The sequence below is a fragment of the Streptomyces sp. NPDC053673 genome, from assembly GCF_055585225.1.
The window spans coordinates 43807-64647 of the sequence record NZ_JBVJKN010000017.1 but is presented as its reverse complement, the minus strand read 5'-3'; the positions used below and the strand labels follow the sequence as shown (position 1 = coordinate 64647).

Below are 20841 nucleotides of genomic sequence, written 5' to 3'. Positions count from 1 at the left end.
CGGGTGTTCGCGCTCCAGGATGCGCTGCCGCTCGATGCGAGCCGCGACCCTGGCGTCGAGGTTGCTCTCGTCCCGTACGCCCAGCACCGCCCGCGTGTACTCCTTCGTCTGTAAGAGCCCGTACACCAACTGCGGCTGAAACGTGGAGATGTACGCCGCCTTCGCCTCCATCTCCGCGTACGCCTGGAACCAGTTCGGCAACTGGCTCCTCAGCACCAGCCCCACCAGCCGCGAGAACACCCCGCCCGTCCCCAGCGCCGCGTCCACCCGCTCGCTGAAGTCCCGCGTCGGCACCTTCCTCGCCGTCTCGATCTGGCCGATCAGCGACCCCGTACAGAAGACGCAGCCACCCAGCTCGCCCTGCTTCAGCCCGGCCTCCTCGCGCAGCCTGCGCAGCTCCGAGCCGTAGTAGTCCAGCGGTGAGGCGCTCGGATCGAGATCGCGGATGTTGGCCATGAGGCAGTCCCCCAGCTCACGCAAGCACACGCCGTGCGGCGTTCGTTCCGGTACGTAGCCGAGCGTAATCGCACAGCACCACGATGGTGACATGAATCACTTAACTGACCACTCACCAGGGGACATTGCGGGCTGCCACCGCATGAGCCTCACCGTCGGTGAGCACTCGGCACGGCATCTGCGGCGCATCCTGCGGATGTCCTGTGGCCCGCCGGGACTGGTGCGACGCGAAGCCGTGACCTGCCCCTGCCTACGATGTGACCGCCCAGTACACCTGCACGAGCCGGAGGATCCGCCATGGCAGCCGCCGCCACCGCCGCCCCCAAGCCGGAGGTCCTCGCCGCTTTCGAGGCCGCGAAGGGCTTCATGCCCGTACGGGAGGGGCTCGCGCTGTACGCGGCCGCGGCCGAGGCCGGGGCGCTCGGGCTGCCGCTGCTGGAGGTCGGGACGTACTGCGGCCGGTCGACGATCCTGCTGGCGGACGCCGCCCGCGAGGCCGGGACGGTCGCCGTCACCGTCGACCACCACCGCGGCAGCGAGGAGCAGCAGCCCGGCTGGGACTATCACGACCCGACGGTGGTCGACCCCGAAGTGGGCCGGATGGACACGCTGCCCACCTTCCGCCGCACCCTTCACAAGGCCGGCCTGGAGGAGCACGTGATCGCGGTCGTCGGGCGGTCGCCGCAGGTCGCGAAGGTGTGGGGCGGCAAGGTCGGGCTGGTCTTCATCGACGGCGGGCACACCGACGAGCACGCCACGAACGACTACGAGGGCTGGGCGCCGCACCTCGCCGAGGGCGGTCTGCTGGTGATCCACGACGTCTTCCCCGACCCGGTCGACGAATGGACCGGCCAGGCCCCGTACCGCATCTACCTTCGGGCCCTCGCCTCGGGCGCGTTCACCGAGGTGTCGGCGACCGACTCGCTGCGGGTGCTGCGGCGCACGGGGGACGGAATCTGAGGCGCGGGGCCGGACATCCCCTAGCATCGCGACGTGCCGTACGACGAGAACCAGCCCTCCTCCCGGCGCCGCCGCCCGGTTCGCGGTGGCGCTCTCCTCGCGGTCGCCGCGCTCGCGGCGGCCTGTCTGGCCGGATGCGCCGGGGAGAGCGGTTCGCCGAAGGCCCCGCCCCTGCACAGGGCGGCCACGCCTCCCACGGCTTCCGCGTCGCCCTCGACGTCCGCGGGCGCGCCGGCCGCACCGCCGGGGAGCCCGGCGGCGTCCTCGACGGCTTCCACCGCGAAGGGCCCCCTCGCCGGGAAGGTCGTCGTGATCGACCCCGGCCACAACCCCGGCAATTTCCGTCACACCCGCGAGATCAACGAGCTCGTGGACATCGGAACCAATCGCAAGGAATGCGACACCACGGGCACGTCCACGAATGACGGTTACACCGAGGCGGAATTCACCCTCGATGTTTCACACCGTCTTCGCACTTTGCTGGAAAAGCAGGGCGCAACGGTTCAATTCACCCATGACAATGACCGTCCTTTCGGTCCGTGCGTGGACGAACGCGCCCGTATCGGCAACAAGGCCGCGGCCGATGCCGTGATCTCGGTCCACGCGGACGGCTCTGCCAGTGGGAACCGCGGGTTCCATGTGATCCTCCCCGCCCTGGTGAAGGGGGGCGCCGCCGACACCACCCGCATCGTCGGCCCCTCGCGCGAGCTCGGCGAGCACATCGCCGGGAAGTTCGTGCGCGCCACGGGCAGCGCACCCTCCAACTACGTGGGCAACGGCACCGCGTTGGACGTGCGCGAAGACCTCGGCGGGCTGAATCTGTCGACCGTGCCCAAGGTGTTCATCGAATGCGGCAACATGCGTGACGCGAAGGATGCGGCCCTCCTGACGAGTTCGCAGTGGAGGCAGAAGGCGGCGCAGGGAATCACGGACGGCATCAGCACCTACCTGCTCGGGTAGATGCGGCAGGCGATAGATTCGTTTCCGGCCGGGGGTACGGGGGCACCCCGGGAAAGCACAGTATCCGTACGATGGGGGTCACCCCCCGAGCTTCACGCCGTGCACCGCCGACCGGCGGCACCGACGACCGCCCCGACGAGACGCAACCGATTAAGGACCTACACGTGAACATCCGCTCCCTCACTCGAGGCGATGGCGTGGTGATCGGAGCAGCGGTGGTGCTGTTCATCGCCTCGTTCCTGGACTTCGCCAGCATCGACTGCCCCAGCGGCATCGACTGTTCCAGCGCGGACCTGCCGAACGCCTGGGACTCGCTCGGCACGGTGATGTCCATCTACATCGCCGGGATCATCGGTGCACTGCTGATCGTCGCCGGCCGCGCCACGCCGGGACGCAAGGTCGCGGGCCTGGACATCGGCCAGTTCGGCGTCGCCTTCACGGTCTTCTCCCTCTGGGCGATGTTCTGGACGGTCATCGACATGAAGGCCGACCTGGGCGCCGGCGCGATCCTGGGCCTGCTCGCCACCATCGCGCTGGCCGGAGCCGCCATCGCCACCCCGCTCGTCCCGCAGCTGAAGGCCGCCCTGCTCGGCGCCCCGAAGCCCCAGACCCCGCAGCCCTACGGCGCGCAGCCGCAGGGCGGGTACGGCTACCCCGGCGCCCAGCAGCAGCCGTACGGCGCGCAGCAGGGTCAGCCGCAGCCGTACGGTGCCCAGCCCGGTCAGCCGCAGCACGGCCAGCCCCAGCAGGGTCAGCCCCAGCCCGGTCCGGCGCAGGGGCAGCCGCAGGGCGGGCCCGCCCCGGCCGCCGACTTCGCTCCGTTCTGGTTCGCGGTGCCGGTGGCCCGGCCGCTGTACGCGGAGGACGGTTCGCCGACGCCGATCGCCGAGCTGGCGCCCGGCACCTGGTACCTCGCGGTCGAGCAGCGCGGTCCGGGCCTGGTGGCCCAGACGCAGGACGGCCGTCGCGGTGTCCTTCAGGACACGAGCGGCATCCAGCGCGGCTGACGCCCCCTTCCGGGGCTCGGTTCTCCTCCGGTCTCCTCCGGTCTCCTCCGGGGCGAGGTTCACTCGCCCCGCACACCGCGGCCCCTCGCCCTTCCGGGCGGGGGGTCGTTGTCGTACAGTCGCCCCGCGGCAGTGAACTGACGGATCGTCAGAAAGGAGCGGGTATGCGCCTCGGACTCGCACTCGGCTACTGGGGGCGCGGCCCGAACCCCGCCCACCTCGAACTCGCCCGCGAGGCCGAACGCCTCGGCTACGACTCCGTGTGGACCGCCGAGGCCTGGGGCTCCGACGCGTTCACGCCGCTGACCTGGATCGCCGCCCACACCTCCCGTATCCGGCTGGGCACGGCGGTGGCCCAGATGGCGGCCCGCACGCCCACCGCCACCGCGATGCACGCGCTCACCCTCGACCATCTCTCCGGCGGCCGGATGATGCTCGGCCTCGGGCTCTCGGGGCCACAGGTCGTCGAGGGCTGGTACGGGCGGCCGTTCCCGAAGAGCCCGCTGACCGCGACCCGCGAGTACGTCGACGTCATCCGGCAGGTCCTGCGGCGCGAGAGCCCCGTCGAGCTCGCCGGCCGCTTCCACACCCACCCGTACGCGGGCGAGGACGGCACCGGCCTCGGCAAGGCACTCAAACCGATCACCCACCCCCTGCGCCCCGGGCTCCCGGTCCTGCTCGGCGCCGAGGGGCCGAAGAACATCGCCCAGACGACCCGGATCGCCGACGGCTGGCTCCCGCTGTACTGGTCACCGCTGCGGACGGACGTCTACCAAGCTTCGCTGGAGGAGGCACCGGAGGACTTCGTGATCGCGCCGATGGCCCGGGCCCAGGTCTGCGACGACATCGCCGAAGGGCTGCTGCCGGTGAAGGCGATGCTCGGCTTCTACATCGGCGGCATGGGCCACGCCGCCCGTAACTTCCACGCCGATCTGATGGCGCGGATGGGGTACGAGGACGAAGCCCGGCACATCCAGCGGCTGTTCGCCGACGGCCGGCGGGAGGAGGCGGTGCTCGCCGTCCCGGACGCCTTCGCCGACGAGATCTCCCTCGTCGGTCCGCGTGAACGCATCGCGGAGCGGCTGGAGTTGTGGCGCAAGGGCCCGGTGACGGACCTTCTGGTCACCGCCCCGGACCCGCACACCCTGCACGTACTGGCGGAGCTGAACGGCTGAAGCGTCTCTGATTGGCTTAGTGATCCCCAGTGTTGCTCAGGGATGTGAGCCAATCGCCTTCGTGCTCTGGGCTGAACGGCAGGAGCCGACAGCCCTCGTGGCACGTCCCTCCGGACGCTGGTCGGTGAGGTCTGGCGACCCCACCGAGGAGGGTGCCCGACGTCGCCTGGGCGCCGGGCGTGCACGTGACAGTCTGCCATGGGATTGCTACGGATCGCTCATCCGACTGGTGAGCCTGGACGGCTGAAGGGCTGAAGGGCTGAGTTCCTGAACGGCTGGACGGCCGGCCCGCCGTCCGGCCGGTCAGCCGCCGCTGAGCTGGGAGGCCGACGGCACCTTGTCCTTCACCTCGGCACCCGCGCTCTTGCCCGCGTCCTTGATCTCGTTGATGACGTTCTCGAAGGCGCCGACGTCGGCGTCGCCCGCCTGGCCCTTGCGCAGCTTGGTGCCGAGATCCTTCAGCGACTCGATGCCGGCGGTGATCGGCGCGACGGCCTTCGACAGCAGCGGGTCGCCCTTGGCGTTGTTCACCGCGGCCTTGAGCCTGTTGTACGCGAAAGCGGCCGCGAGACCCGCCTTGACGAGTGCGAACTTCCGGCCATCCGCCCCCTGCTCGAACTTGCCCTCACGGTACGGCTTGATGATCCACTGGTACGTGGCGCCCGCCGCGAGGCCCGCATTGGCGACGAACCGGGTCTTGGCGAACTTCTGCGCCTCCACGGAACCGGTCGGCGTCGCCGAGGTGCCCGCGCTCGCGTCGCCCCCGCCGCACGCGGCGGAAGGGACGAGCAGCGCACAGCAGAGGAACAGCGCCAGGACCGTGCGGCGTACCGGACCAGGAACCGAAGCGCAAACCGAACCCGGAGTGGACATCGCAGACCTCCCTGACCTCCCCGAGACCTCTCGCCAGCGTCACCCGGGAGCGGCCGTTCCGCCACTTGGGTGACCCCGACCGGTCCGACCGGTTTCGTTTAACGCGAAACGGCAACCCGATAGTTATGTCGTTTCGTCAACGCAGTGGAAGTCACCAGGCGGCGACGATCATCACCGTTGTCGCCGATGTCATGGCCGTCATCCTCGGCCTGTGGATCCTGATGTACGTGCTGGACGCGAACCGGGCCAATGACCTGGTGAGCTTCGTCCAGGACGTGGCCCGCTGGCTGGCCGGCTGGTCGCACGACCTGTTCACGTTCGACGAGGCCTGGGCGCGGGTCGTGGCGGGCTACGGTCTCGCCGCGGTCGTGTACCTCGTGGTCGGCCACGCCGTGGCAGGCCGCCTGCGCCGCCACTGACACGCCACGCTGCCCGTGCCTGCGGGCGCCACGCACCACGGGGCCGGGGCGCCCAAGAGGGGTCCGGGGGGCGTCAGCCCCCGGAAACCTCATCCGCAGCAGTCCGGCTCGAGCCCGCGCGGCAAGCGCTCCCCGCCGAAGACCGCGGTCGTCGCCTCGTCTCCCCCCAGCGCGGCCACCGCCAGCAGCAGGGACCCCGCCGTCCACGTGGTGAGCTCCTCCGGCCATATGGCCCGGTCGCCCTCGAAGACGTAGCCGGTCCAGTACATGCCGCCCTCGGCGCGCAGATGCTGGATCGACTGGAGGATCTCCAGCGCCCGGTCCGACTCCCCCATCGCCCAGAGCGCGAGGGCCAGTTCGCAGCTCTCGCCGCCCGTCACCCACGGGTTGGGCAGCACGCACCGCACCCCGAGCCCGGGGACGACGAACGCGTCCCAGTGCTCCTCGATGCGGGCCTTCGCCTCGGCGCCGGTCAGGGCGCCGCCGAGGACCGGGTAGTACCAGTCCATCGAGTAGTGGGACTTGTCGAGGAAGCGCTCCGGGTGGTGGCGTATCGCATGGCCGAGCGCGCCGGCCGCCAGCTCCCAGTCCGGCTGCGGCTCCTCGCGCTCTTCGGCGATCGCCAAGGCACAGCGCAGGGCGTGGAAGATCGACGAACTGCCGGTCAGCAGCGCGTCGTCGACGGGTGCGCCGCCGTCCTCGGGGGACTCGCGCTTCCAGCCGATCTGTCCGCCGGGCTGCTGCAGCCGCAGCACGAACTCGATCGCGGCGAAGACGGACGGCCACATCCGGTCGAGAAAGACGTCGTCGCCGGTGGCGAGGTAGTGGTGCCAGACGCCGACGGCCAGGTAGGCGCAGAAGTTGGTCTCGCGGCCGCGGTCGGTCGGCTGGTCGGCGTTGCCGTCGTGGTACGCGGCGTACCAGGAGCCGTCCTCGTTCTGGTGCCGTGCCAGCCAGTCGTAGGCGCGGGCGGCGGCGTCGTGCTCGCCCGCCGCGTCCAGCGCCATGGCCGCCTCGGTGTGGTCCCAGGGGTCCAGGTGGTGCCCGCGGAACCAGGGGATCGCGCCGTCCTCGCGCTGTACGGCGAGGATGCCGGCGACGGTCTCGGCGGCCTGCTCGGCGGTGAGGACCCCGGGCAGGACGAGATGCTCCGTGCGTCCGGGTGAGGTCACTTGGCGCCTGCCGCGCTGGGCAGGTGCGGCTTCGTGGCGTACGCCACGAAGCTCTTGCCGACGACCGGGTTGAGGGCCTGCTCGGCGAGCCGGGTGACCAGGGGCTTCTTCATGATGTCCCAGACCAGCAGCTTGTGGTACGCGCGGACCGGGAGCGCCTTGTCGTTGTCGACGCCGAACGCGCACTTCAGCCACCAGTACGGCGAGTGGAGCGCGTGCGCGTGGTGGGTGCCGTAGGGCTTGAGGCCCGCCTCGCGCATCTTGGCGAGCAGCTCGTCGGCCTTGTAGATGCGGATGTGGCCGCCCTCGACCTCGTGGTACGCGTCCGAGAGCGCCCAGCAGATCTTCTCGGGGCCGTACCGGGGCACGGTGACGGCGATCCGGCCGCCGGGCCTGAGGACGCGGACCATCTCCGCGAGGACGCCCTTGTCGTCCGGGATGTGCTCCATCACCTCGGAGATGATCACGACGTCGAACGACTCGTCGGGGAAGGGGAGGTTGAGCGCGTCGCCCTCCATCGCGGTGGCGGTGGCACCTTCCGGGGCCTCCCCCGCCTCCTTCATCGCGGCGAACCACTTGGCGACCTCGCGGATCTCCTCGCCGTTCTGGTCGAGGGCCACGACCTGGGCACCGCGCCGGTAGCACTCGAACGCGTGCCGCCCGGCACCGCACCCGAGATCGAGCACACGATCGCCCGGGGCGAGCGGAAAGCGGGAGAAGTCGACGGTCAGCACGAGGTCTGCCCTTCCGGATGGGTAACGGCGCCCCTGCGCGGGGCGCGCCTTGCAGTGTCCGCGGGGGTGCGGCCCACACCCGCGGAACGGACCGTGCGCCGGGACGCCGCCCCGGTCCCGGCCCCGGCGGGATCCGCGATCCCGGGGCCCACGGCCGGGCACGAGCTTGTGGCCATGGCCGAGCACGAGCGTGTCGCCGCGGCCGAGCACGAGCTTGTCGCCACGGCCGGACACGCGCCTGTCGCCACGGCCGGACACGAGCCCGTCGCCACGGCCACGGAGCGGCCAGAGGCCGTCGGCGCGGAGCGGCTGACGTTCCGGCCGTGCCCACGAGCCGGGCCGGTGGGCCCGAAGCCCACCACCGCGGCTGCGAAGCGGGCCGAAGCCCGTGGCGCGGAGCGTGCGAAGGCCGTGGGCCGCAGGCCCGCGCACGTGGAACGTGGCGCGGAGCGGCGGAGTGTCACCGCGCACCGCCCGTCGTCGCGCGTGCGGCGATCGCCTCGCGGTAGAGGTCCGCCGTGCCCTGGGCCGCGCGGGACCAGGTGAAGCGGGAGAGGACGCGGGCGCGGCCCGCGGAGCCGATGCGGTGGCGCAGGGCGGGGTCGGCCAGAAGGCGGCCGAGACCGGCAGCGAGCGCGCCCGCGTCGCCGGGCGGGACCGCGAGGCAGGTCTCGCCGTCGGGGCCCGCGACCTCGGGGATCGCGCCGCCGGTGGTGGCGACGAGCGGCGTGCCCGTCGCCATGGCCTCGGCGGCGGGCAGCGAGAAGCCCTCGTACAGCGACGGCACGCACGCGACCTGCGCGCTGCGCACCAGGTCCACGAGTTCCGCGTCGGAGATGCCCTTCACGAACTCGACGGCGCCGTCGAGCCCGTACCGTTCGATGGCCTGGGCGACCGGCCCGTCCTCGGCGCGCTTGCCGACGACGACGAGGTGCGCGTCCGGGCGCTCGGTGCGCAGCTTGGCCAGCGCCTCGACCAGGTGGATGAGGCCCTTCAGCGGCACGTCCGCGCTGGACGTCGTCACGATCCGGCCGGGCACCTCGGCGACGGAGGCGTCCGGTGAGAACAGATCGGTGTCGGCGCCGATGTGCACGACCCGCACCCGCTCGGGCCGCACCCCGAGATGGTCGACGATCTCCTGCTGCGAGGAGCCGGAGACGGTCAGCACGGACGGCAGCCGCCGCGCGACCCGCTTCTGCATCCGCGTGAAGCCGTACCAACGGCGTACGGACGCGCGGCGACGCCAGTCACCCGCGGCGTCGAGTTCGAGCTGCCGGTCGACGGTGATCGGGTGGTGGATGGTGGTGACGAGGGGCGCGCCGATGTCGCCGAGCAGCCCGTACCCGAGGGTCTGGTTGTCGTGGACGACGTCGAACTCCCCGCGCCGCGCGATCAGATGCTGTCGCGCCCGCAGCGAGAAGGTCAGCGGCTCCGGGAAGCCGCCGGTCCACATCGTGGCTACTTCGAGCCAGTCGATCCAGTTGCGGTACTCGTCGCGCTTGGGCGTACGGAACGGGTCCGGCTGCCGGTACAGATCGAGGCTCGGCAGCTCGGTGAGCGGCACTCCGCCGTCGAGTACGGGATACGGCTGCGCGCCGATCACCTCGACGCTGTGGCCGAGGCGGGCGAGCTCGCGCGACAGATGCCGTACGTAGACGCCCTGGCCTCCGCAGAACGGGTTGCCCTTGTAGGTGAGGAGAGCGATGCGCAGCGGTCGGTCGGCGCCGCCGACGGTGCCCGCACGGGGCCCGGCTGCTATGGCCTCAGCGGTCACTCACGGCCCCCTTCTCACTCCACTTTCGCCGGAGCGTAACCGCTCGCGCTAATCTAGAACAAGTTTCAGACTTGATCGTTCTTGATCGCTCAAGGAGCACCGAATCTACCGGCAGGTAGCGCTGCTGTAAGGCCTGGATCAGGTGATTCGCGCCACGGCGCGGGGCCCTGCCATGCTGTGCCGTCGGGAACTCGGGGGAACGGGAGACATGACCACGGAAGCCAAGGCACCAGTCCCGGCGTCCCCGCCCTTGACGGAGCGCCAGGAGGCCAGGCGCCGCCGCATTCTGCACGCCAGCGCGCAGCTGGCCAGCCGGGGCGGATTCGACGCCGTACAGATGCGCGAGGTCGCCGAGGCCGCGGGGGTCGCGCTGGGCACGCTGTACCGCTATTTCCCGTCCAAGGTTCATCTGCTGGTGGCCACCATGCAGGACCAGCTCCAGCACATGCACACGACCCTGCGCAAGCGCCCCCCGGCCGCCGACAGCGCGGCGGAGCGCGTCGCGGAGACGCTGATGAGGGCCTTCCGCGCCCTGCAGCGCGAGCCGCATCTCGCGGATGCGATGGTTCGGGCGCTGACCTTCGCCGACCGCAGCGTCAGCCCGGAGGTCGACACGGTCTCGCGCCAGACGACGGCGATCATCCTGGACGCGATGGGTCTGGAGGACCCCACGCCCGAGCAGCTCTCCGCGGTCCGGGTCATCGAGCACACCTGGCACTCGGCGCTGATCACATGGCTCTCGGGGCGCGCCTCGATAGCCCAGGTGAAGATCGACATCGAGACGGTGTGCCGGCTGATCGATCTGACGACGCCGGCGACGGAACCGGGTCCGGGTCCGGCCGCGCCCCCGACGGTGCGCGGCCGGAGCCGGGGAGCCCAGGGAGTGTCTTCAAAGTAGCGTCGTCCGCCCGAAGGGCGGGCCCGGCGGCGTCACCGGTGGGTCAGTGTGTGATGTCGAAGGTGGCGGCGCGGGGGCATTGCACGGCGGAGGCCACCCCAAGACGGTTTGGGCGGTACGCAAGTAGGCCCGGCCAACCTGGAACGGCTCGAGCATCCCGTTCTCGGGACGAGCGACAGCCCAGGGGCTCGGCGTGCTCCTACCGGCTCGCCGGCGGCTCGATTCGCGCCGAGGTCGATGTCGGTGGCGATGTGGGTTCCTGTGACGGAGTCGGTTCCGCCGTAGGTTCGCGGGTGGGGCGGACCGTCGAGCTGCTCGGGGCGCGGAACTCGTCGGTCCACGGGGTCGCCGGTACGGACGGGCTCGGGGACGTCGGCGGGGTCGCGGGCGGCGTCGGGCTGCTCGCGGGCGGCGGGGCCAGCGGGACCGTCGGCGAGGTGGGTGTGCCGGGTGCCGTCAGGTGGAGCGGCAGGGCGATGAGGGCGGCGACGGCGGAGGCCAGGCCGACGCCGACCGCTGCGCGGAGCACTCGGCGGCGGGTCGCGGTGCGGCGGATCGTCTCGTAGCGGCCGGGGGGTGGATCGAGGTAGTCGGAGGTGGGCCGGAGGATCACCGCGAGAGGGTCGTCGGGGCCGTAACCCGGGCCGTCGTCAAAGCGTGTGGTCAAGGCTTCTCCTCAGGTGGACGCGGAGCAGTTCGCGGGCCGCGTGGAGGTCGGCCTTGACGGTTCCTTCCTTGCGCCCGGTCAGCACGGACACCTCCCGGATCGACATGTCAGCGTAGTAGTGGAGGAGGATCGGGACGCGGAGTCGTTCCGGCAGCGACTGCACCAGCAGGCGCACCGACGGGTCGGCCTGTTCGGGGTGGGGGCGGACGGCGACCTCCGACGTCACGCGGCGCATGGCCTTGCGCTCGCGCTCCAGCTTGCGCCAGTGGTCCCGGACGAGGTTGGCCGCGGTGACGTAGAGGAAGCCACGGGGTTCCTCCACCTTCGTCCAGCGGGCCCAGAGCCGGGTGAACGCCTCCGAGGCGATCTCGTGGGCCGTCTCGTCGTCGTCGACGAGACGGCGGCACCAGCCGGCGAGACGCGGGTAGAGGGCGGCGAACAGCTCGGACGCTGCCTTGTCGCGGGACCGATTCAACGCTCTCCATGGTCGTGGGGGCCGTCGGAGAAGAAGATGCCGGGCCGTCGGCGTACGTTCCTCGGGCCCGGGATCCGTTCTGCGGGCGGATCAGGGGGTCGTGGCGCTCAGTTCGGCGAAAACGATCACGTTGTCGCGGTACTCGTCGCCGGTACGGGGGCCGCCGCACGTGATCAGCCGCAACTCCGGGCGGTTCACGTCCCCATAGACGTCGTCCGCCGGGAAGTCCGCCTTGGCGACCGTCCGTACGGCGCTGACGGCGAACACCGCCTCCGTGCGGTTCTCCAGACGCGCCTCGATCCGGTCGCCCCGGTGCAGGCGGGACAGGTGGCGGAAGACGCCGTCCCCATACGCGCCGACCGTGACATGGCCGAGGATCACCGACGGACCGATCTGACCCGGTGTCGGCGAGTGCTGGTACCAGCCCGCCCGGTCGTGCGCCGTGATCGGGGGCACCTGCACGCTGCCGTCCGGCGCCAGGCCCAGCCGTATGACCGAGGTGTCGATGTCGATGGCCGGGATGCGCAGCCCGACCGGCACCGAGCGCCGCAGGGACTGGCCCGACTTCGCGGAGGGCCGGTGCCGTCGCGAACCGCTGGGGCCTGCGGTCGCGTCCTCACCACCCCCGTAACCGCGGCATCCCACGAGCAGCGAGCCCAGTGCCGCCGTGGTGAAAGCGCGCCTGGGGAGCGGGGTCATGCCCCGGTCGCCTGCCGGCGCCGTACGACGTAGAACGCCGAGCCGCCCGCGACGAGCACCGCGGCAGCGCCCCCGCCGATCAGCTTGCCGTCGACCCCGGGCTCCGAGGACTCCGCCGCCACTCCGGTGTCGGGCGCGCCGCTCGGGACCACGGAGACCTGGCCCGGGGCCGGCTCCCGGGTCGGCTCCGTGCCGGGAGTCGAGGGGACGGGCGTCGGCGCCTGGGTCGGTTCGGCGCTCGGAGCCGGAGCGACCGTGGCGGTCGGGCTGGGCGACGGCCCGTCCGCAAACGCGGGCGCGGTGCTCGCCAGTACGGCGGTGCAGACAAGTGCAAGGGCACTGAGGACAGTTCGGCGCATCGAATCGCTCTCTCTCTTCGGTTCGCCCGGTACCTCTGGTACGCGGCGGGCTGAGTGACGGATCGAGCGGAGAGACGAGGCGGCGGCGAAGCGGGTTGTAAAGAGACGGCAAAGCCACCATGGGCCCGTCCCGGCCGACGGAGGTGCGGGCCCCTGCAAGCCGGGCCTGCCGGTCAGGCCGTCGTGCAGGTTCGGCCGACCCCGCACCCGGCTGGGCGCGGTCGCCGCGGGCAAGGCGCACTCGTCCCGCGCCAACCGCGCCCACCTGCGACGACACCGCATCAAGGCGGTCACCCCGGAGAAGAAGGAACAGGCCGCCAACCGCAAGAAGAAGGGCAGCCGGGGCGGTCGTCCGGTCACTTTCGACGCCGATCTCTACCGTGACCGCAGAACCAAGGAGGGTCTCGCGTTCGTCGGCCTTGGCCCCGGTCAGGGCGAAGCGATGGGCAGGCCCTGAAGGGTGCAGACCAGGTGCAGGCGCAGGCCCCAGAAGAAGCGGCTGTGGCTGGCGCAGTAGCCGTATTCGGCCCAACCTGCCAGGTCGGAGCGTTTGACGGTCTCGCGGGAGCGGCCGCATTCCACCGGGGTGGAGTCCACGGCCCATACGTCGTCGCTCCACACCGAGGTGGTGGTGGCAAGGGTCCGGTTGACGCTTCGCATCAGACCGGCGGCCTTGCGCAGCCGCTTGTTGTAGCCGGGCTGCTGGGGCAGGTAGGGGAAGAGGTGGTGCAGGTGGGCACGGGCATGGCGGAGCCATTTGGCCTCGGAGGTGTAGCCGAGTATGGCCTGCATCGTGGCGAGGGTGACCAGTTCGGCATCGCTCAGGCGGGGCGTAATGCCGACCGGCGGGCGCCACGGCGCCAGGTCGGGATGCTCCTTCAGCATGTCGTCGGTCGTCGCATAGAGTGCTGTCGCGAGGGTGTCCACGTCGTTCGTCACAAAACGATCTTGGACACCCTCATTCTCGTCTCCGCAGGCACCCCTTGGACCACACCAGGAGGAACCAGTGTCATACCCGCACCTGCTCACCCCCGAGGAGAAGCTCGCCGACGCGAAGAAGCTGTTGAGCCTCCCGCGTATCGTCGTGATCTGCGGCTCCACCCGCTTCATGACCGAGATGAACGAGGCCGATCTGCGGGAGACCAAAGCCGGAAAGATTGTCGTCAAACCGGGCTGTGACATGAAGTCGCCGCACGAACTTTGGTCCGATCCCGTCGAGGCCGAGGCGCTGAAGGTTCGACTCGACGATCTGCACCGGGCGAAGATCCGGCTCGCTGATGAGGTGCTCGTAGTCGGCGACTACATCGGAGACAGCACCCGAGCCGAAATCGCCTACGCCCGGTCGCTGGGCAAGCCCGTGCGGTTCACGCACCCCGAAGTCGACCCTGACGCCTGACCGCCCGCTGCCACCTCGACAACCAGGGCCGGCAGCCCACCGCCTGACCGTCTCGCGGTGGCTTCGGCCGCCGCCCACCCCACACCCTCCGCAGGCATCCCTTGGAATTGATCGTCTAGGACGCCTTGTTCTTCGCCAGGTCCTCCTGGAAGAGCTTCCCGCACTCGGGGCCCTTGTCCGTGGCGATGAACGAGATCATCATGAAGGTCCCGGCCTTGCCGTGCCGGCTCGCCTTCAGGGTCCAGCCGCTCTTGTCGAGCGACTTGATGGTCGAGCCCTGCTGGTCGAAGTTCTGCGACTCCGTCCAGCCGCCCTTCGTCAGGTTCGCGACCGTCGCGTCGTAGGACTTCGTCGGATCGGCGGCCTTCTTGTCGTCGGCCTGCCACGAGACCATGCACTGCTTGAGGTTCGCCGGAACGTCGTCCGACGGCTTCTCGGTGAACCCGGCCGCCGTGGCCGCGTCCGCGACCTCCTTGGTCACCGCGGCCGCGTCCAGGCTCCCGCCCGCTTCCGCCGGTGCGGAGGACGAGGAACCGGACGCACCCGCGCCGCCCTTGCCCTCGTCGGAACCGCCCTCGCTGCCGCACCCCGTCGCCAGCAGCACCACACCGGCAGCCGCGGCCGCCCACCTCGCCTTGCGCACAAGTCTCCCAATCCGGGCCGCGCGCGGGCCCGTTGCCCACACGATCATGGGAGCAGTCTGGCACGGGTGCTCGCGCCGCTGTTCGCACGGGCTAATCCTCGGACGGGGAAAACGGCTGATTCCCGGTCGGGGAAGAGGGCCGATCCTCAGGCGGGGACAAGGGCTGATCCTCGGACCGGGGAAAGAGCTGGTCCTCGGGCGGGGACAGGACCTTCCCCGGGCGGGGGCACTAGTCCTCGGGCGGGAAAACGGCCTCGCCCGTGTCCGGGAGCGTGATCAGGATCGCCTCGACCGGGCAGCCCTCCGCCGCGGCGAGGATCTGTTCGTTCGCGTCGGTCTCTTCGGCTTGCGGATGCGACTGGCGGGCCGAGTCCAGCTTGAAGCCGTCCGGCGCGTGGTTCACGCACATCCCGGAGCCGATGCACACGCCCCGGTCGACCTCGACATGCCAGCGGTCACCCATCAGATCTCGCTCCCGCCCGCCGCGTCAGCGGCAGATGTATACGTCGACGGCAAATGGATCATTTTGTGCTCAAGGTACGCGCCGAAGCCCTCAGGACCGAACTCCCGCCCAAGTCCGGAGTTCTTGTATCCACCGAATGGCCCGAGCATGTCGAGGCTGAACGTGTTGACGTTGTACGTCCCCGTCCTGATCCGCCGCGCGAAGTCGATGCCGTGTTCGACGTCTGCCGTCCACACGCTGCCGCTGAGCCCGTAGTCGGAGTCGTTGGCGATCTTCGCGGCCTCGCTCTCCTCCCCGTAGGGCAGCAGACAGATGACCGGTCCGAAGATCTCCTCGCGAGCGATGCGCATGGAGTTGTCGACGCCTCCGAAGAGGGTCGGCTCGACGTACCAGCCGCGGTCGAGACCCGCCGGACGGCCGCCGCCGGTGAGGATCTTGGCGCCTTCCTCCTGGCCGATCCTGATGTAGTCGAGGGACCGCTGCCGCTGCCGCTCCGCCACGAGCGGGCCGACCTGGGTCGCCGGGTCCAGCGGATCACCGGTCACCAGCGCTCCGGCCGCCGCGGCGAAGGCGTCGGCGAACTCGTCGTAGCGGGACCGCGGCACGAGGATGCGGGTCTGGGCCACGCAGGCCTGCCCGTTGTTCATCCAGGCCGCCGGCACGATGCCCTGAACGGTCGCGTCGAGGTCGGCGTCCGGCAGGATCACGGCCGCGGACTTGCCACCCAGCTCCAGCGTGACGTGGGTGAGATTGCGAGCGGCGACCTCCATCACGCGCTTGCCCGCGGCAACCGAGCCCGTGAACGACACCTTGTCGACGCCCGGATGCCCGACGAGGTACTCACTGACCTCACGGCCCGCGGGGAGGATCGACAGCACACCGTCCGGCAGCCCGGCCTCGCGGGCGATGTCGGCCAGGATGTACGCGTCGAGCGGCGTTTCCGGCGACGGCTTGAGGACGACCGTGCAGCCGGCGAGCAGCGCGGGCGCGAGCTTCGCCGCGGCGACGAACTGCGGGACGTTCCACGGTACGACGGCCGCGACGACCCCGACGGGCTCGCGCCGCACGAGGATGGGCCCGAGGACGCCGGCGCGCTGCTCCTCGTGGGTGAAGTCGCGGGCGACGGTGATGGCGGCATCCCAGACCATCATCGCGCCGAGCGCCTGCGCCAGGACGCTCCAGGAGTACGGTGAGCCGTTCTGCGAGCTGATCGAGCGGGCGATCTCCTCGTGCCGTACGGCGATCGCGTCCTTGATGCGGCCGACGATCTCGATCCGCTCGGCGAGCGTCGTCCGCGGCCAGGGCCCGTCGTCGAACGCGGCACGGGCCGCGGCGACCGCTCGGTCCACATCCGCCCGCGACGCATGCGGGACGCGGCCGATGACGTGCTCGGTGTGAGGTGAGATCACCTCGATGGTGTCCGTGCCGAGGGGATCGACCAACTCCCCGCCGATGAACAGTTTTCCGTGCTCGACCAGCTCGGTCATGACGTCCGCCTCCCACACACCGGGGATCTGCCGGAGATCTGCCGGAGACCTGCCGGACGATCAGCCGGAGATCTACTGGGGATCTTCTGACACTGTTTCAGAACTGATACCAGTTCCAGTTCAAGTAAGCCAGGCCACGGAGGAGGGCCGATGGGCCCATCAGTCATCGGCGTCGAGACTGTCGTCGTGCAGCTTCCGCCAGAGCCGGGCCGGGGATTCCAGCAAACTCTCCCGGACCGTTCTGACGGTCCATCAGTTCTCGTTATAGTGAGCAATGCCCCTGCCGCCTCCGGAGATTCGAGGACGCATGCCACAGGTGATCCAGCACGGCGGAGGCGTCTGGTCCCTCCAGGTCCCCATCCCGGACAACCCGCTCGGCCACACCCTGGTCCATGTCCTCGACACCGGCCGCGGCCCCGTCCTCATCGACACCGGCTGGGACGATCCGGCCTCCTGGACGGCCCTCACCGAGGGCCTGTCCGCCATCGGCACCTCGGTGGCCGACGTCCACGGCGTCGTCATCACCCACCACCACCCCGACCACCACGGACTGTCCGGTCAGGTGCGCGAGGCGTCCGGCGCCTGGATCGCGATGCACGCGGCCGACACCGCCGTCGTACGCCGCACCCGGGAGGCACAGCCCGGCGCCTGGCTCGACTACCTGGCCGACAAGCTCGCCGCCGTCGGCGCCCCCGAGGAGCATCTCGCCCCGCTGCGCGCGGCGCGCGCCGAAGGCCGGACTCGCACCCTGCCCGGGCTCCGGGCCGCCCTGCCCGACCGGGAGATCGTTCCCGGGGAGCTGGTCGACCTGGCCGGCCGTCGGCTGCGCGCGATATGGACGCCCGGCCACACCCCCGGGCACGTCTGTCTGCACCTGGAGGAGGAGCATCCGGCGAACCTCCCCGGCGTCGGACGGCTCTTCTCCGGCGACCACCTGCTGCCGGGGATCACCCCGCACATCGGCCTCTACGAAGACCCCGGCGACTCCACCGTCACCGACCCGCTCGGCGACTACCTCGACTCCCTGGAGCGTGTGGGCCGCCTCGGCGTCGCCGAGGTCCTCCCGGCGCACCAGCACGCCTTCACCAACGCCCCCGCACGAGTCCGTGAGCTGCTGGCCCACCACGAGGAGCGGCTCGGCGGACTGCTGGAACTCCTCGCCGCGCCGCTCACTCCGTGGCAGCTTGCCGAGCGTATGGAGTGGAACCGCCCCTGGGAGCAGATCCCCTACGGCTCACGGAACATCGCGGTCTCGGAGGCGGAGGCCCATGTGCGCCGCCTGGTGAAGCTGGGGCGGGCGGAGGCGGTGGCGGGCAGTGATCCGGTGGCGTACGTGGTGGCTCGCTGACGCCCGTCCCCGTCGGCCCGGGTGGCGGCATTCCGGCGGGCGCTTCCGCGCGGGCCCGTCAGCGTGCACGTCATGGCGGTCATTGCGTCGACGACCCATGTCGACCGCCCCGGACCGCGACACCATGTCGACGGGCCCGGACCGCGGGGCAGACCGCGACCCCGAACCGCGACCCGGACCACCGGGACAGACCGCACGCCCGGCCGTGCGCCCGGCCGCTAGCCCGCCCGCCCATGGCGCCGACCGTCCCGGGGGCCCGGAATACGGACCGGTAGAGTGTGCGAGTCGTCATCACACCGTACGGGGGGAAGCCGGTGCAAATCCGGCACTGACCCGCAACCGTGAGCCGCCGTCGCAGGCGGTGAGTCGGAATGCCTCGTACCGGAGTGACCGGCTCGCGCCATCGGGACCGCCCGGTGGCCGGCACCGTCGAGGTATACGGCGCCGGAGCCTGGTGCCTCAGCGTGCCTGTGCCCGGCTCCCGACAGGAGAGGCACAGTCCGCCATGACCGTTCGCCGCAGCGCAGCAGCACTCGCCGCCGCTTCCGCCGTGCTCTGCGTGGCCGGTGCCCCGGCCGCGACGGCCGCGCCCACCCCTTCTCCCTCGCCCACGATCCCGGCCGGGCTGTACGGCACGAAGGACCCGACGTACGACGGTGTCTGGCGGCAGTCGCTGGCGCTGCTCGCGCAGGACGTCATGCGGACCGTGCCCGCCGCGAAGTCCGTCGACTGGCTGACCGGGCAGCAGTGCGCGAACGGCGGCTTCGCCTCGTACCGCGCGGATGTCAGCAAGCCGTGCGACGCGAAGACGATGCTGGACACCAACGCAACGGCGGCCGCGGTGCAGTCCCTGCGCGCCCTCGGCGGGCACCAGGACGCCGTCAACAAGGGCCTCGAGTGGCTGAAGTCCGTGCAGAACGCCGACGGCGGCTGGAGCTACAACCCGGGCATGCCGTCCGACGCCAACTCCACGTCGATCGTGATCGGCGCCTTCGCCGCTGCGCAGGCCAAGCCGGGCGACGTGAAGTCGAAGGACGGCAGGACCCCCTACGACGCACTCGTCTCCTTCGCGATCCCGTGTGCCGACGCGACGGGCGGCGGGGCGTTCGCGTACCAGCCGGACAAGGCGGGCAAGCTGCTCGCGAACGGCGACGCCACGGCGGCGGCGGTGCTCGGCGGACTGGGCCGCGGCATGATCGTCGGCGGCCCGAGGCCGGACGGTGAGCCGAAGTGCGCCACCCCGGCCAGGGCGACTCCGGAGCAGGCCGCACGCAACGGCGCCGCGTACCTCACGAAGGCGCTGGCGAAGACCGGGCACCTGGACTCGCCGCCGCTGCCCGGCGCGACCGACCCGGCCCCGCTGCCGGACTTCGGCAACACCGCGGACGCGGTGCTCGCCCTGTCCGCCGCCGGGCACAGTGACAAGGCGGCCGGTGCGGTGGCCTGGCTGGAGAAGAACTCCGCCGCCTGGGCGAAGGACGCCGGACCTGCCGCGTACGCGCAGCTCATCCTCGCCGCGCACGCGTCCGGTGCCGACCCGCGCGACTTCGGCGGTGCCGACCTGGTCGAGCAGCTGAACGCGACCGGCCCCGCGCCCACAGCCACGGACACTGCCACGCCCCAGCCGCGCGAGGGCGACTCCGACGACGAGACGGACAAGGGCGGCGACAGCGCCGGTATCTGGTGGATCGTCGGCGCGGGTGTCGCGGCCGGCGCGGGCATCGGCTTTCTGATCAGCGGTCGCCGGAAGAACCAGCAGCAGTGATGCCGGGGGCGACCGACCGCACTCGCCCCCGCACCCGCGCCCGCGGTGCGCGGTGGTACGGGATACGCGCAGGGGTGGGCGCGGTCGTGCCTGCACGACTGACCGCGCTCGTCCTCTCCCTCGGCGTCGCGCTCACCGTGTTGGGCGGCGCGGGGTCTGCGCAGGCGGCGGGCTACCGGTACTGGTCGTTCTGGCAGTCCGACGGCGGGGCCTGGGCGTACGCCACCCAGGGCCCGGCCACGGCCCGGCCGGCCGATGGCACGGTGGACGGCTTCCGCTTCTCCGTCAGCGCGGACTCCCAGGACTCGGCCGAGCCCCGGACCGCGCCCGGCTTCGCCGAGCTGTGCGCGGGTACCCCCGCGAAGGCCGGCACCAAACGCGTCGGCGTGGTCGTCGACTTCGGCACCCCCGCCGACGCGCCGGGGGGCGAGACGCCGCCCGCCCCCCGCACCGGCTGTGCGCAGGTCCGTCCCGACGCCACCAGCGCGGAAGCCCTCGCCGCGGTGGCCGAGCCCCTGCGCTACAACACGGATGCGCTGCTGTGCGCGATCTCCGGCTACCCGAGGACGGGCTGCGGCGAACAGGTGTCGGGCGACGCCCCGTCGACGACAGCGTCCCCGCAGTCCTCCTCGCAGTCCTCCCCGGGGTCCGCCTCCGCGCCTGCCGAGGCGTCCAAGGCGACCGGCAGCGGCCCCTCGCTCGGCCTCCTCGCGGGCGTCGCCGCGGTCCTCGCGCTGGGCGTGGCGGCGTTCTGGCAGTCCCGCCGCCGCCGCGGATGACCCCGCCGAACCCCGGCCGCCGCGCCGGTACCGACCGCACACGTCAAGCCCGTCCGGCGGTTGAGGACGGACTCACCGGCCGCGTCCACGACGACGGCGCGTCTCCAGCCCGCCCGACGACGCCTGCGGACGGACACACCGGCCGCGCTCACGAGGACAGCGCGTTTCCGGCCCGTCCGGCGACGCCGGAGGACGACACGTTCCTCGCCCGTCCGGCGACGCCTGAAGACGGCACGTCTCCAGCCCGCCCGACGACGCCTGCGGACGGACACACCGGCCGCGCTCACGAGGACAGCGCGTTTCCGGCCCGTCCGGCGACGCCGGAGGACGAC

General features: G+C 71.5%; 22 protein-coding genes, 2 pseudogenes and 1 riboswitch. Of the genes and pseudogenes, 11 read left to right on the top strand and 13 right to left on the bottom strand.

Translation table 11 applies throughout. The features are described 5' to 3' along the window. Nucleotides 1–456, bottom strand: a 456-nt coding sequence (locus ACZ6ZQ_RS23625; RefSeq protein ID WP_469770476.1) for a Scr1 family TA system antitoxin-like transcriptional regulator, incomplete at its 3' end; no start/stop codon positions are given. 297 nt (nucleotides 457–753) lie between these two features. Between ACZ6ZQ_RS23625 and ACZ6ZQ_RS23620 the strand changes: the two genes are divergently transcribed. From ACZ6ZQ_RS23620 to ACZ6ZQ_RS23605, 4 genes are all read left to right on the top strand, one after another. After that, nucleotides 754–1416, top strand: a complete 663-nt coding sequence (locus ACZ6ZQ_RS23620) for a class I SAM-dependent methyltransferase (protein ID WP_469770475.1) — start codon at nucleotides 754–756, stop codon at nucleotides 1414–1416. Nucleotides 1417–1449: 33 nt separating this feature from the next. Next, complete coding sequence (locus ACZ6ZQ_RS23615) at nucleotides 1450–2376, top strand: N-acetylmuramoyl-L-alanine amidase (protein WP_469770474.1); 927 nt, start codon at nucleotides 1450–1452, stop codon at nucleotides 2374–2376. Nucleotides 2377–2540: 164 nt separating this feature from the next. Continuing rightward, nucleotides 2541–3383 (top strand): hypothetical protein, encoded by an 843-nt coding sequence (locus tag ACZ6ZQ_RS23610; RefSeq protein WP_469770473.1) that lies wholly within the window; start codon nucleotides 2541–2543, stop codon nucleotides 3381–3383. 164 nt (nucleotides 3384–3547) lie between these two features. Continuing rightward, nucleotides 3548–4558: an LLM class F420-dependent oxidoreductase gene (locus ACZ6ZQ_RS23605; RefSeq protein ID WP_469770472.1), complete on the top strand. Its 1011-nt coding sequence runs from the start codon at nucleotides 3548–3550 to the stop codon at nucleotides 4556–4558. A 303-nt stretch (nucleotides 4559–4861) separates the two neighbouring features. Here the strand turns inward: ACZ6ZQ_RS23605 and ACZ6ZQ_RS23600 are convergent, their stop codons facing one another. Continuing rightward, complete coding sequence (locus ACZ6ZQ_RS23600; protein WP_469770471.1) at nucleotides 4862–5431, bottom strand: hypothetical protein; 570 nt, start codon at nucleotides 5429–5431, stop codon at nucleotides 4862–4864. Nucleotides 5432–5556: 125 nt separating this feature from the next. Between ACZ6ZQ_RS23600 and ACZ6ZQ_RS23595 the strand changes: the two genes are divergently transcribed. Then, entirely contained in the window at nucleotides 5557–5850 is a 294-nt protein-coding gene (locus ACZ6ZQ_RS23595; protein WP_453667555.1) for a hypothetical protein, read from the top strand. A gap of 89 nt (nucleotides 5851–5939) precedes the next feature. On the opposite strand, the gene ACZ6ZQ_RS23590 is transcribed toward ACZ6ZQ_RS23595, so the two are convergent. The 3 genes from ACZ6ZQ_RS23590 to ACZ6ZQ_RS23580 all read right to left on the bottom strand — a co-directional run bounded on the left by ACZ6ZQ_RS23590 (nucleotide 5940) and on the right by ACZ6ZQ_RS23580 (nucleotide 9530). Then, on the bottom strand, nucleotides 5940–7022 hold the full coding sequence (locus ACZ6ZQ_RS23590; protein ID WP_469770470.1) for a prenyltransferase/squalene oxidase repeat-containing protein: 1083 nt from the start codon (nucleotides 7020–7022) through the stop codon (nucleotides 5940–5942). Further along, nucleotides 7019–7756 (bottom strand): class I SAM-dependent methyltransferase, encoded by a 738-nt coding sequence (locus ACZ6ZQ_RS23585; protein WP_469770469.1) that lies wholly within the window; start codon nucleotides 7754–7756, stop codon nucleotides 7019–7021. Before ACZ6ZQ_RS23585 ends, ACZ6ZQ_RS23590 begins: the two co-directional genes overlap by 4 nt. A gap of 460 nt (nucleotides 7757–8216) precedes the next feature. Beyond that, nucleotides 8217–9530, bottom strand: a complete 1314-nt coding sequence (locus ACZ6ZQ_RS23580) for a glycosyltransferase family 4 protein (RefSeq protein ID WP_469770468.1) — start codon at nucleotides 9528–9530, stop codon at nucleotides 8217–8219. A 208-nt stretch (nucleotides 9531–9738) separates the two neighbouring features. Here ACZ6ZQ_RS23580 and ACZ6ZQ_RS23575 point away from each other — a divergent pair, with 208 nt between their 5' ends. Then, complete coding sequence (locus tag ACZ6ZQ_RS23575) at nucleotides 9739–10428, top strand: TetR family transcriptional regulator (protein ID WP_469770467.1); 690 nt, start codon at nucleotides 9739–9741, stop codon at nucleotides 10426–10428. A 199-nt stretch (nucleotides 10429–10627) separates the two neighbouring features. On the opposite strand, the gene ACZ6ZQ_RS23570 is transcribed toward ACZ6ZQ_RS23575, so the two are convergent. The 4 genes from ACZ6ZQ_RS23570 to ACZ6ZQ_RS23555 all read right to left on the bottom strand — a co-directional run bounded on the left by ACZ6ZQ_RS23570 (nucleotide 10628) and on the right by ACZ6ZQ_RS23555 (nucleotide 12628). Beyond that, entirely contained in the window at nucleotides 10628–11095 is a 468-nt protein-coding gene (locus tag ACZ6ZQ_RS23570) for a hypothetical protein (protein WP_469770466.1), read from the bottom strand. Beyond that, nucleotides 11079–11570, bottom strand: a complete 492-nt coding sequence (locus tag ACZ6ZQ_RS23565) for an RNA polymerase sigma factor (RefSeq protein ID WP_469770465.1) — start codon at nucleotides 11568–11570, stop codon at nucleotides 11079–11081. Before ACZ6ZQ_RS23565 ends, ACZ6ZQ_RS23570 begins: the two co-directional genes overlap by 17 nt. Nucleotides 11571–11660: 90 nt before the next feature. Then, entirely contained in the window at nucleotides 11661–12269 is a 609-nt protein-coding gene (locus ACZ6ZQ_RS23560) for a class F sortase (protein ID WP_469770554.1), read from the bottom strand. Further along, nucleotides 12266–12628 (bottom strand): sortase-dependent protein, encoded by a 363-nt coding sequence (locus ACZ6ZQ_RS23555; protein WP_469770553.1) that lies wholly within the window; start codon nucleotides 12626–12628, stop codon nucleotides 12266–12268. The genes ACZ6ZQ_RS23560 and ACZ6ZQ_RS23555 overlap by 4 nt, the downstream gene beginning before the upstream one ends. A 193-nt stretch (nucleotides 12629–12821) precedes the next feature. Here ACZ6ZQ_RS23555 and ACZ6ZQ_RS23550 point away from each other — a divergent pair. After that, nucleotides 12822–13034 (top strand): annotated as a pseudogene (locus tag ACZ6ZQ_RS23550) (IS5/IS1182 family transposase); the annotation flags it as partial. Here the strand turns inward: ACZ6ZQ_RS23550 and ACZ6ZQ_RS23545 are convergent. Next, a pseudogene (locus ACZ6ZQ_RS23545) lies at nucleotides 13023–13567 on the bottom strand (transposase); the annotation flags it as partial. The pseudogenes ACZ6ZQ_RS23550 and ACZ6ZQ_RS23545 overlap by 12 nt on opposite strands. Nucleotides 13568–13634: 67 nt before the next feature. Between ACZ6ZQ_RS23545 and ACZ6ZQ_RS23540 the strand changes: the two are divergent. After that, the gene (locus ACZ6ZQ_RS23540) at nucleotides 13635–14024 is read left to right on the top strand and encodes a hypothetical protein (protein ID WP_468807056.1); all 390 of its coding nucleotides are present in this window, start codon (nucleotides 13635–13637) and stop codon (nucleotides 14022–14024) included. A gap of 115 nt (nucleotides 14025–14139) precedes the next feature. Here the strand turns inward: ACZ6ZQ_RS23540 and ACZ6ZQ_RS23535 are convergent, their stop codons facing one another. The 3 genes from ACZ6ZQ_RS23535 to ACZ6ZQ_RS23525 all read right to left on the bottom strand — a co-directional run bounded on the left by ACZ6ZQ_RS23535 (nucleotide 14140) and on the right by ACZ6ZQ_RS23525 (nucleotide 16617). Further along, entirely contained in the window at nucleotides 14140–14667 is a 528-nt protein-coding gene (locus ACZ6ZQ_RS23535; RefSeq protein WP_469770464.1) for a hypothetical protein, read from the bottom strand. Between the two features lie 229 nt (nucleotides 14668–14896). Further along, nucleotides 14897–15130, bottom strand: a complete 234-nt coding sequence (locus ACZ6ZQ_RS23530) for a ferredoxin (protein WP_469770463.1) — start codon at nucleotides 15128–15130, stop codon at nucleotides 14897–14899. Further along, complete coding sequence (locus ACZ6ZQ_RS23525; RefSeq protein ID WP_469770462.1) at nucleotides 15130–16617, bottom strand: aldehyde dehydrogenase; 1488 nt, start codon at nucleotides 16615–16617, stop codon at nucleotides 15130–15132. The genes ACZ6ZQ_RS23530 and ACZ6ZQ_RS23525 overlap by 1 nt, the downstream gene beginning before the upstream one ends. Nucleotides 16618–16924: 307 nt before the next feature. On the opposite strand from ACZ6ZQ_RS23525, the gene ACZ6ZQ_RS23520 reads away from it, so the two are divergent. The 3 genes from ACZ6ZQ_RS23520 to ACZ6ZQ_RS23510 all read left to right on the top strand — a co-directional run bounded on the left by ACZ6ZQ_RS23520 (nucleotide 16925) and on the right by ACZ6ZQ_RS23510 (nucleotide 20509). Further along, complete coding sequence (locus ACZ6ZQ_RS23520) at nucleotides 16925–17965, top strand: MBL fold metallo-hydrolase (protein ID WP_469770461.1); 1041 nt, start codon at nucleotides 16925–16927, stop codon at nucleotides 17963–17965. Between the two features lie 265 nt (nucleotides 17966–18230). Next, nucleotides 18231–18378: riboswitch (cobalamin riboswitch) on the top strand. 92 nt (nucleotides 18379–18470) lie between these two features. Further along, nucleotides 18471–19730, top strand: a complete 1260-nt coding sequence (locus ACZ6ZQ_RS23515; protein ID WP_469770460.1) for a prenyltransferase/squalene oxidase repeat-containing protein — start codon at nucleotides 18471–18473, stop codon at nucleotides 19728–19730. Between the two features lie 86 nt (nucleotides 19731–19816). After that, nucleotides 19817–20509, top strand: a complete 693-nt coding sequence (locus ACZ6ZQ_RS23510; RefSeq protein WP_469770459.1) for an SCO2322 family protein — start codon at nucleotides 19817–19819, stop codon at nucleotides 20507–20509. The last annotated feature ends 332 nt before the right edge of the window (nucleotides 20510–20841 follow it).

What these genes read in the sequence shown, in the direction of transcription:
- ACZ6ZQ_RS23595 (WP_453667555.1), top strand. Translation starts at nt 5,557, where the DNA reads ATGTCGTTTCGTCAACGCAGTGGAAGTCACCAGGCGGCGACGATCATC.
- ACZ6ZQ_RS23560 (WP_469770554.1), bottom strand. Translation starts at nt 12,269, where the DNA reads ATGACCCCGCTCCCCAGGCGCGCTTTCACCACGGCGGCACTGGGCTCG.
- ACZ6ZQ_RS23515 (WP_469770460.1), top strand. Translation starts at nt 18,471, where the DNA reads ATGACCGTTCGCCGCAGCGCAGCAGCACTCGCCGCCGCTTCCGCCGTG.
- ACZ6ZQ_RS23520 (WP_469770461.1), top strand. Translation starts at nt 16,925, where the DNA reads ATGCCACAGGTGATCCAGCACGGCGGAGGCGTCTGGTCCCTCCAGGTC.
- ACZ6ZQ_RS23530 (WP_469770463.1), bottom strand. Translation starts at nt 15,130, where the DNA reads ATGGGTGACCGCTGGCATGTCGAGGTCGACCGGGGCGTGTGCATCGGC.
- ACZ6ZQ_RS23620 (WP_469770475.1), top strand. Translation starts at nt 754, where the DNA reads ATGGCAGCCGCCGCCACCGCCGCCCCCAAGCCGGAGGTCCTCGCCGCT.
- ACZ6ZQ_RS23605 (WP_469770472.1), top strand. Translation starts at nt 3,548, where the DNA reads ATGCGCCTCGGACTCGCACTCGGCTACTGGGGGCGCGGCCCGAACCCC.
- ACZ6ZQ_RS23600 (WP_469770471.1), bottom strand. Translation starts at nt 5,431, where the DNA reads ATGTCCACTCCGGGTTCGGTTTGCGCTTCGGTTCCTGGTCCGGTACGC.
- ACZ6ZQ_RS23555 (WP_469770553.1), bottom strand. Translation starts at nt 12,628, where the DNA reads ATGCGCCGAACTGTCCTCAGTGCCCTTGCACTTGTCTGCACCGCCGTA.
- ACZ6ZQ_RS23525 (WP_469770462.1), bottom strand. Translation starts at nt 16,617, where the DNA reads ATGACCGAGCTGGTCGAGCACGGAAAACTGTTCATCGGCGGGGAGTTG.
- ACZ6ZQ_RS23575 (WP_469770467.1), top strand. Translation starts at nt 9,739, where the DNA reads ATGACCACGGAAGCCAAGGCACCAGTCCCGGCGTCCCCGCCCTTGACG.